General features: G+C 71.4%; 11 protein-coding genes. 10 read left to right on the forward strand and 1 reads right to left on the reverse strand.

The features are described from left to right. Positions 1-18: 18 nt before the first annotated feature. On the reverse strand, positions 19-342 hold the full coding sequence (locus ACWIGU_RS31280) for a DUF427 domain-containing protein (protein ID WP_356285871.1): 324 nt from the start codon (positions 340-342) through the stop codon (positions 19-21). Between the two features lie 56 nt (positions 343-398). Here ACWIGU_RS31280 and ACWIGU_RS31285 point away from each other — a divergent pair, with 56 nt between their 5' ends. The 10 genes from ACWIGU_RS31285 (at position 399) to ACWIGU_RS31330 (ending at position 12,962) form a co-directional block, all read left to right on the forward strand. Beyond that, positions 399-938 carry an LOG family protein gene (locus ACWIGU_RS31285; protein WP_454405033.1) on the forward strand — a complete coding sequence of 180 codons (540 nt, stop codon included), beginning with the start codon at positions 399-401 and terminating at the stop codon, positions 936-938. A gap of 7 nt (positions 939-945) precedes the next feature. Next, positions 946-1,644: an SDR family oxidoreductase gene (locus tag ACWIGU_RS31290; protein WP_454405034.1), complete on the forward strand. Its 699-nt coding sequence runs from the start codon at positions 946-948 to the stop codon at positions 1,642-1,644. A 65-nt stretch (positions 1,645-1,709) separates the two neighbouring features. Continuing rightward, positions 1,710-2,714: a methionine synthase gene (locus tag ACWIGU_RS31295; protein WP_454405035.1), complete on the forward strand. Its 1,005-nt coding sequence runs from the start codon at positions 1,710-1,712 to the stop codon at positions 2,712-2,714. 41 nt (positions 2,715-2,755) lie between these two features. Then, on the forward strand, positions 2,756-4,963 hold the full coding sequence (gene ligA, locus ACWIGU_RS31300; RefSeq protein WP_454405036.1) for an NAD-dependent DNA ligase LigA: 2,208 nt from the start codon (positions 2,756-2,758) through the stop codon (positions 4,961-4,963). 261 nt (positions 4,964-5,224) lie between these two features. Then, the gene (locus tag ACWIGU_RS31305; protein WP_454405037.1) at positions 5,225-7,900 is read left to right on the forward strand and encodes a putative bifunctional diguanylate cyclase/phosphodiesterase; all 2,676 of its coding nucleotides are present in this window, start codon (positions 5,225-5,227) and stop codon (positions 7,898-7,900) included. Positions 7,901-8,023: 123 nt separating this feature from the next. After that, on the forward strand, positions 8,024-8,320 hold the full coding sequence (gene gatC / locus ACWIGU_RS31310) for an Asp-tRNA(Asn)/Glu-tRNA(Gln) amidotransferase subunit GatC (RefSeq protein ID WP_016642027.1): 297 nt from the start codon (positions 8,024-8,026) through the stop codon (positions 8,318-8,320). After that, positions 8,320-9,825, forward strand: a complete 1,506-nt coding sequence (gene gatA / locus ACWIGU_RS31315) for an Asp-tRNA(Asn)/Glu-tRNA(Gln) amidotransferase subunit GatA (RefSeq protein WP_454405088.1) — start codon at positions 8,320-8,322, stop codon at positions 9,823-9,825. The genes gatC and gatA overlap by 1 nt, the downstream gene beginning before the upstream one ends. A gap of 5 nt (positions 9,826-9,830) precedes the next feature. After that, entirely contained in the window at positions 9,831-10,064 is a 234-nt protein-coding gene (locus ACWIGU_RS31320) for a hypothetical protein (RefSeq protein ID WP_384260497.1), read from the forward strand. A gap of 16 nt (positions 10,065-10,080) precedes the next feature. Continuing rightward, positions 10,081-11,592, forward strand: coding sequence for an Asp-tRNA(Asn)/Glu-tRNA(Gln) amidotransferase subunit GatB (gatB, locus tag ACWIGU_RS31325; RefSeq protein ID WP_454405038.1), 1,512 nt, complete (start codon positions 10,081-10,083; stop codon positions 11,590-11,592). A gap of 86 nt (positions 11,593-11,678) precedes the next feature. Then, the gene (locus tag ACWIGU_RS31330; RefSeq protein WP_454405039.1) at positions 11,679-12,962 is read left to right on the forward strand and encodes an SLC13 family permease; all 1,284 of its coding nucleotides are present in this window, start codon (positions 11,679-11,681) and stop codon (positions 12,960-12,962) included. Positions 12,963-13,051 lie beyond the last annotated feature (89 nt).

A 13,051-nucleotide genomic window follows, 5' to 3' on the forward strand; every position in this document is an offset into this window, starting at 1 on the left:
GCGGAACTCATCACGCGGTCAGACGGATTCCACCTCGTAGAAGCACAGGTGGTCCTTGATCTCGGCCACGTCCGGCTTCGGGTCCGGGTATGCCCACACCAGGTCGGGGGCGTCCGGCAGGGACCAGTAGGACGCCGTTCCCTTGAAGGGACAGTACGTCTGTGTGTCGGACGGGGTCAGCAGGTCCGTGCGGACGTCCGCCGGCGGGATGTAGTAACGCACGGGACAGCCCGTCTCGCGCAGCAGCAGCGGGCGGGCGCTCTGCGCGAGCACCACCCCGCCGTGGACTACGCGTACGGAACCGGTGCCCTGCTCGATCGTGATCGTGTGTCCATCAGCCATACCTGGGACAGCGCCGGCGAGGCCGCCGTTCTTCCCCCCCCCGTACGGTAGGACGCATGAACATCTGCGTCTTCCTCTCCGCCGCCGACCTCGCCGCCCGCTACACCCGACCCGCCCGTGAGTTCGCCGAACTGCTCGGCAAGGGCGGCCACACGCTCGTGTGGGGCGGTTCGGAGAGCGGTCTCATGAAGGTCGTCGCGGACGGTGTGCAGGAGGCCGGAGGGCGCCTCGTGGGCGTCTCCGTGGACTTCCTCGCCGACCGGGCGCGGGCGAACGCCGACGAGATGGTCATCGCTCGCGACCTGGCCGAACGCAAGGCGCTGCTCCTGGAGAAGGCCGACGCCGTCGTGATCATGGTGGGCGGCACGGGCACGCTCGACGAGGCCACCGAGATCCTGGAGCTGAAGAAGCACGGCAAGCACAGCAAGCCGGTCGTCCTGCTGAACTCGGCGGGCTTCTACGACGGCCTCAAGCAGCAGTTCCGCCGCATGGACGAGGAGGGGTTCCTGCCGCTGCCGCTCACCGAACTCGTCTTCTTCGCCGAGGAGCCCGTCGGCGCGCTGGCCTATCTGGAGGAAACAGTCGGCACGCTCTAATGCGAGCATGGCCCGTATGGCAACACATGTGATCACCGGGGCCGGATCAGGTATCGGCGCGGCCGTGGCGCGCCGTCTGCACGCACGCGGGGACCAGCTCGTCCTCCACGCGCGCGACGCGGCCCGCGCGAAGGAACTCGCGGCCCAGTTCCCCGGCGCGGCCACCCTCGTCGGCGACCTCGCCGACCCGGACAAGCTCTCCTGGGCGTTCTCGCACCAGTCGCTGCCGGACCGGGTGGACTCGCTGCTGCACATCGCGGGCGTCGTCGACCTCGGCCCGGTCGGCGAGCTCACGCCCAAGTCGTGGCGCCACCAGCTGAACGTGAACCTGGTCGCCCCCGCCGAACTGACCCGCCACTTCCTGCCCCAGCTCCGCGTCGCCCACGGCCACGTGATCTTCGTCAACTCGGGTGCGGGCCTCAGCGCGCACGCCGACTGGTCCGCGTACGCCGCCTCCAAGCACGGCCTGAAGGCGCTCGCCGACTCCCTGCGTCAGGAGGAGCACGGCAACGGCGTGCGGGTCACGTCGGTCTACCCGGGCCGTACGGCCAGCGCGATGCAGGTCAAGGTGCACCAGCAGGAGGGCAAGCCGTACGACGCCGCCCGCTGGATCGACCCCGAGTCGGTCGCCACGACGCTCGTCATGGCGCTCGACCTGCCGCGCGACGCCGAGGTCAACGACCTCACCGTGCGCCCGGGCCGCTAGCGCCTTGTGAGCCTAGGTCCACCGGCGCCTGAGCCGGCCCCGGCGCTGTTACGTACGCTTCGCGGGTGAGCGAAAACAGCAAGTTCAGGCCGGGGCCCGCCACCGGTGTCGGATCGATGCCCGGTGGCGACGCGCGCGAGGCGGCCAAGACGGTCACCGGCAGTGTCGAGGAGTTCCCGTATCTGGCGGAACTGCCCGCACGCGGACCCGGCGCCGACATGATCGGCCGGACCACCGGACTGCTCGTCGAGCTGTACGCGCGCGTGGAGCCCAGCGGCTGGCGGCTCGGGGACCGGCCGGGCCGCGACACCCGGCGGGCCCGGTCCTGGATGGGCGAGGACCTGGACGCGCTCGAGGAGTTCACGCAGGGCTACCAAGGGCCGTTGAAGGTGCAGGCGGTCGGCCCCTGGACGCTCGCCGCCGCCCTGGAACTGCGGGGCGGCGAGGTCGCCCTCTCCGACGAGGGCGCATGCCGCGACCTCGCCGGCTCGCTCGCCGAGGGCCTGCGCCTCCACCTCGACGACGTGCGCCGCCGCGTCCCCGGCGCCGAGATCGTGCTCCAGCTCGACGAGCCGTCCCTCATCGCCGTACTGCGCGGCCAGGTCAGGACCGCCAGCGGATACCGCACCCACCGCGCCGTCGACCGCCAGCTCGTGGAGAGCACGCTCCGCGAGGTCGTCTCGGTCCACGACGGGCCCGTCGTCGTGCACTCCTGCGCCCCCGACGTCCCGTTCGCCCTGCTGAGGCGTGCGGGCGCCGACGCGATCTCCTTCGACTTCTCGCTGCTCACCGAACGTGACGACGACGCGATCGGTGAGGCCGTCGAAGCCGGAACGCGGCTCTTCGCCGGTGTCGTGCCGGGCACGGACAGCCCATTGTCAGACCCCGCCGATATCGTCATGGGAGTCAGGACGCTGTGGCGCAGGCTGGGGCTGAATCCCGGCTCCCTCGCGGAGTCGGTCACGGTCACACCGTCGTGCGGTCTCGCGGGGGCCTCTCCCGCGTACGCGCGCGCCGCGCTCGCCCACTGCGTCCGGGCGGCGAGATCACTCGCGGACAACCCAGAGTGACGGCTCGGGATCCGCACAGGGACAAACGGGAGGACGAGACGGTGGCCGGCGAACAGCAGCACGCACAGCCCGCAGAGGTGCCCACGACGGCACGGGAGCAGCACGCGCAGCTCGCCGAGCAGATCGAGGAGCACCGCTTCAGGTACTACGTGAAGGACCAGCCGGTCATCAGCGACGGCGAGTTCGACAAACTCCTGCGCTCCCTGGAGGCGCTGGAGGAGCAGTACCCCGAGCTGCGCACCCCCGACTCGCCGACCCAGAAGGTCGCGGGCTCGTACGCGCCGGTGTCCACGACGTTCACGGCCGTCGAGCACCGCGAACGCATGCTCTCCCTCGACAACGCCTTCGACGACGCCGAGTTGGCCGCCTGGGCGGACCGCATCGCCCGGGACGTCGGCACGTCCGACTACCACTTCCTGTGCGAGCTCAAGATCGACGGCCTCGCGGTCAACCTCACGTACGAGGACGGCAGGCTCACCCGCGCCGCCACCCGCGGCGACGGCCGCACCGGCGAGGACATCACGCCCAACGTGCGCACGATCGCCGAGATCCCCCACCGCCTCAAGGGCGACCGCGTCCCGGCGCTCGTGGAGATCCGCGGCGAAGTCTTCTTCCCCATGGAGGGGTTCGAGGAGCTCAACGCACGCCTGGTCGAGGCCGGGGACAAGCCCTTCGCCAACCCCCGCAACGCGGCGGCGGGTTCGCTCCGCCAGAAGGACCCCCGCGTCACCGCGACCCGACCGCTCCACATGGTCGTGCACGGCATCGGCGCCCGCGAGGGCTTCGACATCGACCGCCTCTCCCAGGCCTACGAGCTGCTGCGCGAATGGGGCCTGCCCACCGCCCGGCACAACAGGGTGGTCGGCAGCATCGAGGACGTACGGGAGTTCATCGCCCATTACGGGGAGAACCGCCACTCCATCGTCGAGCACGAGATCGACGGCGCCGTCGTCAAGCTCGACGAGATCCCCCTCCAGGGCCGCCTCGGCTCCACCTCGCGCGCGCCGCGCTGGGCCATCGCCTGGAAGTACCCGCCGGAGGAGGTCAACACCAAGCTGGTCAACATCCGCGTGGGTGTGGGCCGCACCGGCCGCGTCACGCCCTACGCGCAGGTCGAACCGGTCACCGTGGCCGGCTCGGAGGTCGAGTTCGCGACCCTGCACAATCAGGACGTCGTCAAGAAGAAGGGCGTCCTCATCGGCGACACCGTCGTCCTGCGGAAGGCGGGCGACGTCATCCCCGAGATCCTCGGGCCCGTCGCCGACCTGCGCGACGGCAGCGAACGGGAGTTCGTGATGCCCGCCGCGTGCCCCGAGTGCGGCACCCCGCTGCGGGCCATGAAGGAGGGCGACATCGACCTCCGCTGCCCGAACGCCCGGTCCTGCCCGGCCCAGTTGCGCGAGCGCCTCTTCTACCTCGCGGGCCGCAAGTCCCTCGACATCGAGAACTTCGGCTACGTGGCGGCCGCCGCCCTCACCAAGCCCCTGGAGCCGTCCGAGCCGGCGCTCTGCGACGAGGGTGACCTGTTCGACCTCACCATCGAGCAGCTGCTGCCGATCAGGGCGTACGTCCTCGACCAGGACAGCGGACTGCCCAAGCGGGACCCGAAGACCGGCGAGGAGAAGATCGCCACGGTCTTCGCCAACCAGCAGGGCGAGCCCCGCAAGAACGCCCTGTCCATGCTGGAGAACATCGCGGCGGCCAAGGAGCGGCCCCTGGCCCGCATCATCACCGGCCTGTCCGTCCGCCATGTGGGCCCCGTCGCCGCCGAGGCGCTCGCCCGCGAGTTCCGTTCCATCGACCGCATCGAGCAGGCCACCGAGGAGGAGCTCGCCGCCACCGACGGCGTCGGGCCGATCATCGCCGCGTCGCTCAAGCAGTGGTTCACGGAGGACTGGCACCGCGAGATCCTGCGCAAGTGGCGGGCCGCCGGAGTCCGTATGGAGGAGGAGGGCGCCGGCGAGGACCAGGGCCCTCGCCCGCTCGAAGGCCTCACGGTCGTCGTCACCGGCACCCTCGAGCACCACACCCGAGATGGCGCGAAAGATGCCCTGCAGAGCAGAGGGGCCAAGGTGACGGGCTCCGTTTCCAAGAAGACCTCCTTCGTCGTAGTGGGGGACAACCCGGGCTCCAAGTACGACAAGGCGATGCAGCTGAAGGTTCCGGTTCTGAACGAGGACGGGTTCGCCGTCCTGCTCGAACAGGGGCCGGAGGCGGCGGCGGACGCTGCGCTTCCGACCGAGGAGTAGCGGTTGAAGGCCACCCGTTCAGCGCATACCAGATGCATACGGGTGGCTGGGGCGCATTCGGGCAACCGTGGTCGACCGCTGCCCCTGGAAGCCTTCTGCGGCCTACTGTTGAGGGGTGCGCCTGCCGTGCCCGGCTGCGGATGGGGCATCCCGTGCCCACGAGGGGTACGGGGGCAGAGAACGAGGACGCGGTACCGCCGGCGGAAGTCGTCCGCATCGGATCGCGTGGCGTGGGCACCGCCGGCTGTGAGAGGGACGGGAATGGAACCGACCGAGAGCGCCGCTCCGGACTCACGGCTGCGCACGCGCTGGCGCGTGTGGCGAGGCACCGCGAGCCCGGCGCCGACCGCGCGCAGCGTGCCGCGACCGGACGAGACGGACCAGTCCGGTGAGACGGACAACGACACCGGCGAGACGGACCAGGGCGACGGGCGCCCCAGGCGCGGCGGATGGCGCGCGGCCCTCGGGGACCGCGGCGCGGGGCGTACGCGCCGTCGCGCGGGCTCCGGTGCCCGGGGTGAGAGCGGACGAAGTGGCTCCGCCGGCGCATCGGCCGGATCCGGGGCGCCCGCACCCGGCTGGCCCGCGTCCGGTTCGAACGGCGGAGCCGGGATCGGCGCCTACGGCGTCCCCGGATCCGGTGCGGTGGCGTCCGGTTGGCCCGCCCCGGGTTCGAACGGCGGGGCGGGCATCGGTGCCATCGGCGGGACCGGCTCCGGAGCGGCGGTGAGCGGCGGGACCGGCTGGACCGGGGCCGCCGCTGACGGTGGTTCCGGGTGGACGGGCGCCGACGCGGGAGACGCGGGCGGCTGGCCGAACCGCGGGTACGGGACCTTCGGCGGAGCCTTCGGTGAGGCACGGGACGGCCGGGAACGCTCCTGGCTCGGCGCGCTGCCCGTGCTGCCCCTCGCGATCGTCGCCCTCGCCTCCGCCGTGCTCGGCACCGGCTTCTACCGCGCCTTCACCGGCAGCCACGCACTCTTCCCGTCCGGCGCCGCCGGCTGGTCCCTCGCCGTACTGACCGGCATCATCGTCGGCCACCTCGTCGCGCTCGGCCGCGACCGCTGGTGGGGCGGCACCGGCTCGGGCGCGGCCTTAACGCTCGCGGTCCTGCTGCTCTACGGCTGGGTGCCCGCCGGCATGGTCAGCCTCACCGTCGTCGTCCTCGTCGGCATCGCCCGCCGGCACCGCTGGCGCCAGGGCATCCTGCACGGCGCGGTCGACATCATCGGCATCGGCGCGGGCGCCCTCGTGCTCGCCGTGTCCGGCCAGATCCCGTCCGTGGAGTCCCCCTGGAAGCCGGAGACCTGGACGATTCTCAACGCCCCCGAGGTGGCGCTCGTCGCGGCCGTCTACCTCGCGGTCACCCGCAGCCTGCTCTGGTACGTCCACGCGCCGCGTGCCTCCGGGCTGCCCACCGTCGCCCGCACCGCCCTTCTCCGGCAGGGCCTCGTCGGCGTCGCGCTGCTCGGCATCGCCCCGCTGGTCTGCGTGGTCGCCATCGCGCTGCCCGTGCTGCTGCCGCTGTTCGCCGTCCCGCTCATCGCGCTCGACTCGACGCTGTGGATCGCCCGGGCCCGCGCCGAGGAGCAGCTGCGCGACCCGCTCACCGGGCTGCCCAACCGGCAGTGGCTCCTGGAGCGGACGTGGACCGCGCTCGACGACGCCGAGCGGATCGGCGCGCGCAGCGCCCTCATGCTGATCGACCTGGACCGCTTCCGGTCGGTCAACGACACCCTCGGCCACCTCGCGGGAGACCGGCTCCTGCTCCAGATAGCCGACCGGCTCCGGATGGCCCTGCCCCGCGGGGCGGAGGTCGCACGCCTCGGCGGCGACGAGTTCGCCGTACTCCTGCCCGTGGCCGACTCCACGACGTCCGCCACCCGAGTGGCGCGCACCCTGGTCGCCGCCCTCGGCTCCCCGCTCGACCTGGACGGGCTCACGCTGGTCCTGGAGGCCAGCGCCGGCCTCGCCGTCTTCCCCGACCACGCGCTCGACGCCGAAGGGCTGCTGCGCCGCGCGGACGTCGCCATGTACCAGGCCAAGCGCGACCGTACGGGCGTCGAGGTCTACGAGTCGAAGCGGGATTCCAACACTCCCGACCGCCTCGGCCTGCTCGGCGATCTGCGCCGTGCGCTCGACGCGGGCGACGTGGAGGTGCACTACCAGCCGAAGGTCCGCTTCGACGGACAGGTCGCCGGCCTCGAGGCGCTGGTGCGCTGGGTGCACCCCGAGCGGGGCAAGGTCCCGCCGGACGAGTTCATCGCCATCGCCGAGTCGTCCGGACTCATGCCCCATCTGACCGAGTACGTCCTGGAGACGGCGCTCGCGCAGGTCGCCCGGTGGCGGGCGCAGGGCCTGCGCGTGCCGGTCGCGGTGAACGTGTCGCCCAGGGACGTGCACACCCCGGGATTCGCCGGCGCGGTCGCCGCGCGGCTCGCCCGGCACGGCGTCCCCCCGGGCGCCCTGCAGCTGGAGATAACCGAGCACGTGCTGCTGGAGGACCCCCAGCGCGCCGCCGACACCCTCGCCGGGCTCACCGGGCACGGCGTGAAGATGTCCCTCGACGACTTCGGCACCGGCTACTCCTCCCTCGTCCACCTGCGTCGCCTCCCCGTCAGCGAGCTGAAGATCGACCGCTCGTTCGTGGCCCGCCTCGCCGTGGACAACGAGGACGCGGAGATCGTCCGCTGCACCGTCGACCTGGCGCACTCGCTCGGACTGCTCGTCGTCGCCGAGGGCGTCGAGGACGACGAGACCTGGGAGCGCCTGCGCGACCTCGGGTGCGACGCCGTCCAGGGCTGGCTCGTCGCCGCCGCGATGCCGCCGGACGAGACGACGGCGTGGCTGCGGGCGCGCGGCTCCCGCGGATGGCAGCGGCCCTCCGTCCTCGCCGCCGAGGCCGAGGACCAGTCCTCGGGACAGACGGTCACATAGCCGCGCCGAGCGGTGGGAGAAGGGTGGCCGGGACGCCCGAACGGGAAACCGTTTAACGGGCATGGCCTTGGGCCCCATAGGATTGGGCTCAAACCACACTCACTCACCCCAGAGGATCGCTGCATGCCTGGCATCACGCGCGAGGAGGTCGCACACCTCGCACGGCTGGCGCGTCTGGAGCTGAAGGACGAAGAGCTCGACCACTTCGCCGGACAGCTCGACGACATCATCGGCGCGGTCGCCCGCGTCTCGGAGGTCGCCGACCAAGACGTACCGCCGACCTCCCACCCGCTCCCGCTGACGAACGTCATGCGGGCGGACGAGGTTCGTCCGTCGCTCACCCCCGAGCAGGCGCTCTCCGGCGCCCCGGCCCAGGAGCAGCAGCGTTTCAAGGTGCCGCAGATCCTGGGGGAGGACTAATCACCATGACGGACAGCAACATCATCAAGCTCACCGCCGCCGAGATCGCCTCGAAGATCGCCGCCGGCGAGCTCACGGCCGTCGAGGTCACCGAGGCCCACCTGGCCCGGATCGAGGCTGTCGACGAGAAGGTGCACGCCTTCCTGCACGTCGACCGTGAGGGCGCGCTCGCGCAGGCCCGCGCCGTCGACGCCAAGCGCGCCGCGGGCGAGAAGCTCGGCCCGTTGGCCGGCGTACCGCTCGCCCTGAAGGACATCTTCACCACCGAGGGCATCCCGACCACGGTCGGCTCGAAGATCCTCGAAGGCTGGATCCCGCCGTACGACGCGACGCTGGTCAAGAAGCTCAAGGCCGCCGACGTCGTCATCCTCGGCAAGACCAACATGGACGAGTTCGCCATGGGGTCGTCGACGGAGAACAGCGCGTACGGCCCGACCGGCAACCCGTGGGACCTCACCCGTATCCCGGGCGGCTCCGGCGGTGGCTCGGCGGCCGCGCTCGCCGCGTACGAGGCCCCCCTCACCATCGGCACGGACACCGGCGGCTCCATCCGCCAGCCCGCCGCCGTCACCGGCACCGTCGGCGTCAAGCCGACCTACGGCGGCGTCTCGCGCTACGGCATGGTGGCGTTCTCCAGCTCCCTCGACCAGGGCGGCCCCTGCGCCCGTACGGTCCTGGACGCGGCGCTCCTGCACGAGGCCATCGCCGGCCACGACCCGCTCGATTCGACGTCCATCGACGCGCCGGTCCCGCCGGTCGTCGAGGCCGCGCGTAACGGCTCGGTCCAGGGCATGCGCGTCGGCATCGTCAAGCAGTTCGCGGGCGAGGGCTACCAGGCCGGCGTCGTCCAGCGCTTCAACGAGTCGGTCGAGCTGCTCAAGTCGCTCGGCGCCGAGATCGTCGAGCTGGACTGCCCGACCTTCGACCTGGCCCTGTCGGCGTACTACCTGATCGCGCCGTCCGAGTGCTCGTCCAACCTGGCCCGCTTCGACGCCATGCGCTACGGCCTGCGAGTCGGCGACGACGGCACGAAGTCGGCCGAGGACGTCACCGCCCTCACCCGTGAGGCCGGCTTCGGCGACGAGGTCAAGCGCCGCATCATCCTCGGCACGTACGCGCTCAGCTCCGGCTACTACGACGCGTACTACGGCAGCGCCCAGAAGGTCCGCACCCTGATCACCCAGGAGTTCGAGCGGGCCTTCGAGCAGGTCGACGTGATCGTCTCGCCGACGACGCCGACCACCGCCTTCCCGATCGGCGAGCGCGCCGACGACCCGATGGCGATGTACCTGGCCGACGTGTGCACGATCCCGACCAACATGGCGGGCAACGCGGCCATGTCCCTGCCGTGCGGCCTCGCGCCGGAGGACGGTCTTCCGGTCGGGCTGCAGATCATCGCCCCCGCCATGAAGGACGACCGTCTGTACAAGGTCGGCGCTGCCGTCGAGGCCGCCTTCGTGGAAAAGTGGGGTCACCCGCTGCTCGAGGAGGCTCCGTCGCTGTGAGTGCCATGGCAAAGAAGGCCAAGAACTTCAAGAAGTCCAAGACCGGCGCATACGTCTCGATTGCGAGCACCGCTTTCGGCGCGATCAGTGTCGCGAAGCAGGCGAAGCTGGCCCGCAACGATCACGACACCCTGCGGCTCATCGACGCCGCGGTGTCCGCCGCCGCCATCGTTACCGGCCTGGCGATCCTCTACCGGGAGCTGAAGCGCCTGGGCGACGACGACGTCCTGCTGGGCTGAGAGGGAAAGTCTCACCGTGACCGTCACTGAACTGATGTCGTACGACGCGGCACTCGCGACGTACGACCCCGTCATGGGCCTCGAGGTCCATGTCGAGCTGGGTACGAAGACCAAGATGTTCTGCGGGTGCTCCACCGAGCTGGGCGCCGAGCCCAACTCGCAGACCTGCCCCACCTGTCTCGGCCTGCCCGGCTCGCTCCCGGTCGTCAACGCGATCGGCGTCGAGTCGGCCATCAAGATCGGCCTCGCGCTCAACTGCGAGATCGCCGACTGGTGCCGCTTCGCCCGGAAGAACTACTTCTATCCGGACATGCCGAAGAACTTCCAGACCTCCCAGTACGACGAGCCCATCGCCTTCAACGGCTACCTCGACGTACAGCTGGAGGACGGCGAGATCTTCCGCGTGGAGATCGAGCGCGCCCACATGGAGGAGGACACCGGCAAGTCGCTGCACGTCGGTGGCGCGACGGGCCGTATCCACGGCGCCTCGCACTCCCTGCTCGACTACAACCGCGCCGGCATCCCCCTCATCGAGATCGTCACCAAGCCGATCGAGGGTGCCGGGGAGCGTGCGCCGGAGGTCGCGAAGGCGTACGTCGCCGAGCTGCGCGAGGTCATCAAGGCGCTCGACGTCTCCGAGGCCCGCATGGACAAGGGCCAGATGCGCTGCGACGTGAACCTGTCGCTGCGCCCGAACGGGACCGAGAAGTTCGGCACCCGCTCGGAGACGAAGAACGTCAACTCGCTGCGTTCCGTCGAGCGCGCCGCCCGCTACGAGATCCAGCGCCACGCCGCTGTCCTGTCGTCCGGCGGCACGATCGTGCAGGAGACCCGTCACTTCCACGAGGAGGACGGCTCCACCACGTCGGGCCGCATCAAGGACAACGCCGAGGACTACCGCTACTTCCCCGAGCCGGACCTGGTGCCGGTGGCGCCCGCCCGCGCCTGGGTGGAGGAGCTGCGCTCGGAGCTGCCCGAGATGCCGCGCGTGCGCCGCAACCGGCTGCGCGAGGAGTGGGGCGTCACCGAGCACGACATGCAGTCGATCCTCAACGCGGGCGCGGTCGACCCGATCGTCGCCACCATCGAGGCCGGCGCCGACTCCGTCTCGGCCCGCAAGTGGTGGATGGGCGAACTGGCCCGTCACGCCAACGAGTCGGGCACCGCGCTCGACGAGCTGCCCATCACCCCGGCCCAGGTGGCCCGGGTGGCGGCGCTCGTCTCCGCCGGTGACCTCAACGACAAGCTGGCGCGCCAGGTCATCGAGGGTGTCCTCGCGGGCGAGGGCGACCCGGACACGGTCGTCGAGAAGCGCGGCCTGAAGGTCGTCTCGGACGAGGGCGCGCTCGGCGCGGCCGTCGACGAGGCCATCGCGGGCAACGCCGGGATCGCCGAAAAGATCCGTGGCGGCAAGGTCGCCGCCGTCGGCGCGCTCGTGGGTGCCGTCATGAAGGCGACCCGGGGTCAGGCCGACGCGGCGCGCGTCAAGGAACTGATCCTGGAGAAGCTGGGCGTCTCCGAGGGCTGAGGGTCTTGCGGGGGCTCTGCCCCGTACCCCCCGCGTCCCTTGGCCTCAAACGCCGGCCGGGCCGAGATGCCCGGCCGGCGTTTGTCATGGGGGGTACGAATTCCTGGAGTCGCACGTTGAGCACCATCCCCGCCGGATTCCTGTCCGTCGCCCTCCTCCTGCTCATCCTCGGCTTCGCCGTGGTGCGTCCCCGGCAGCTGCCGGAGGCCGTCGCCGCCGTGCCCGCCGCGGCGATCGTCGTGGCGGCCGGCGCCGTGTCGCCCGCGCACGCGTGGGCCGAGACGCGGGAGCTGCTGCCGGTCGTCGGATTCCTCGCCGCCGTCCTGGTCCTGGCACAGCTCTGCGCCGACGAGGGCCTTTTCAAGGCCGCGGGCGACGCGATCGCGCGGGCCTGCAAGGGAAGTCCGCGCCGCATGCTCGGTGGTGTCTTCGCCGCGGCCGCCGTGATCACGGCCGTACTGAGCCTCGACGCCACCGTCGTGCTGCTCACGCCCGTTGTCCTCGCCACGGCCCGCCGGATCGGCGCGAGGCCGCGCCCGCACGTCTACGCGAGCGCCCACCTCGCCAACTCCGCCTCACTGCTCCTGCCGGTCTCGAACCTCACCAACCTGCTCGCCTTCACCGCGAGCGGACTCACCTTCGCCCGGTTCGCGGGGCTCATGGCCCTGCCGTGGCTGGGCGCGATCGCCGTCGAGTACGCGGTGTTCCGGCGGTACTTCGCCGCCGACCTGGCAGCGCCCGCGCACGAGCCGGACGCGGAGGAGCCGCCGGGCGTGCCGGTGTTCACCCTCACCGTCCTCGCCCTGACGCTCGCGGGCTTCGTCGTCACCTCGTTCGCCGGGATCGACCCGCTGTGGGCTGCGATCGTCGGCACGGCCGTCCTCGCGGCGCGGGCGCTCGGGCAGCGGCGGACGACCCCGCTCGGGCTGGTGAAGTCGGCGCACCCGTACTTCTGCCTCTTCGTGCTCGCGCTCGGGATCGTGGTCAAGGCGGTCGTCGACAACGGGCTCGGGGACGGCATCGACCGGCTGCTGCCCGAGGGCTCGTCGCTGCCCGCGCTGCTCGCCGTCGCCGGTGTCGCGGCCCTGCTCGCCAACCTGATCAACAACCTTCCGGCCGTTCTCGCGCTGCTCCCCGTGGCGGGACCCGCGGGTCCGGCGCCGGTCCTCGCCGTCCTCATCGGCGTCAATCTCGGCCCCAACCTCACCTATGTGGGCTCGCTCGCCACGCTCCTGTGGCGCCGCATCGTCCACGCCCACGACGTGCATCCCGGGCTCGGCGACTTCACCCGGCTGGGCGTGCTCACGGTTCCGGCGACGCTGGTCGTCTCAACGGTCGCGCTCTGGGCGGGATTTCAGTTCGTAGGCTGAACGGCCGCGCGCCCTTGTGACTAAGGCCACGAAAGCGACAAAGGATCACTTCTTGCTGTAAGAGTGTTTGCTCTTGCTCATGTGTTCTT

Source organism: Streptomyces sp. NPDC055400 (genome assembly GCF_053644375.1).